Origin of the sequence: Paraburkholderia sp. RL17-373-BIF-A, assembly GCF_046030175.1 — a bacterium.
In the GTDB taxonomy this organism is placed as follows: Bacteria; Pseudomonadota; Gammaproteobacteria; order Burkholderiales; family Burkholderiaceae; genus Paraburkholderia.
This window is the reverse complement of sequence record NZ_JARESO010000255.1, coordinates 1-1,435: the sequence shown is the minus strand read 5'-3', so window position 1 is coordinate 1,435 and position 1,435 is coordinate 1. Positions and strand designations below refer to the sequence as shown.

1 protein-coding gene is annotated in these 1,435 nt (G+C 59.0%); it reads right to left on the bottom strand.

What is annotated here, in order from left to right:
- Positions 1-20: 20 nt before the first annotated feature.
- Positions 21-1,196, bottom strand: coding sequence for an IS110 family RNA-guided transposase (locus P0D80_RS50135; protein ID WP_408296178.1), 1,176 nt, complete (start codon positions 1,194-1,196; stop codon positions 21-23).
- Positions 1,197-1,435 lie beyond the last annotated feature (239 nt).

Genomic DNA, 1,435 nt, shown 5'->3' with positions numbered 1-1,435 from the left:
GAGGCGGCCTAATGTTTTTGTCAAGAAGTCACCATAGATCCGGGTGTGTAGGGCGTCCTGTTATGCAGGATCGCCCACAGCACGTTCACCCGTCGCCTGGCGAGCGCAATGATGATCTGATGATGCCGCTTTCCTTCCTTGCGTTTGCGCGCGTAGAAGGCCGCGCTTTCCTCGCAGCGAAGCGATGCGAAGGCAGACTGATAGAAGATCCTTTTGAGCTGCCTGTCGCCTTTTCGCGGCCGCTTAAGCCAGCTGGATTTCCCGGATTGCTTGAGCACGGGGGCCAGACCCGCTGCCGAAGCAAGGGCATCAGCAGACCGGAAACGCGCAATCGAACCTGCCACAGCGATGAAGTCAGCTGTCAGCAACGCCCCCATGCCGGGCAGGCTGCGGATGAGGGCGGCATCAGGGTGGCCGGTCAACCGCGCTTCGATGTCCCGATCCAGTTCCGCTTCGCGTTGACGGTTGCGCAGCGCCTCGTCAGCCAGTTCCTTCAGAAGACTGGACGTCAGGCGTTCGCCCGGCAAGGCAACCGTTTGTCGCTCTGCACAGGCTTTCGCCTGAACCATGATCTTGCGTGCAAACGAGCGAGCCTTGACCGATTCCATCTGGCCACGGATCTCCTCATCAGTCGCATCGCGGAACTCCTGGGGCGTGACCCAGCAGCGAAGCATGGTGAGGTCCGTCTTGCGACGCAGATCCAGGCAGTGCTCGAGTTCAGGAAAGATGCTTACGAGAAGGTCGTGCATTCGGGCCAGCCTGCGCGTCTGCTCTTCAGTCAGATCCCGACGCCGGGAGACCAGCAATCGCAATTCAATATCAATTTCGCTCTCCGCTGCAACCTTGCGCAGGTCCCGTCGGGTGCGCACCAGATCGGCAATCACTCGCGCATCACGAGGATCACTCTTGGCCTCACCACCAACTGTTCCCTCCCGCGCACGGTTCACCGCAATGCCCGGAACATGAAGCAATTCAAAACCCGCTTGCAGTACGACAGCCTGGATCAGCGAGGCAATACCGCCGAGAATGTCAATCCCGATCCGCACAGGGCCGGGCAGCCTGAGCAACTCGTCCACCAGCCTTTGCATGTCGGCCGGACTGTTCAGGAGCCGGTGATTCAGCAGCACGACGCCATCGGCATCCACTGCACATACCCAATGCACCTCCTTGGCAACATCAATGCCTACATTCGTCATGGAGTTTCTCCTTTCCGGAAATACAGGCAACCCTTTTCTGCCAACCCTGCCCTACATAGCGATAGTTCGCAGCGCCTAATCAGTGGTCAAAAAGGGATGGCGATGAGGGGGGATACGCCTCCGGAGCCATGGATGGCAGCTAGCATGAAAACCATCCCCTCCCGCCGCCTGACTCACATTCTTGCGCACCGGAATGCTTCTGTCAGGCACTGTCGAAACAGCACTTACAAAGGTAGGGC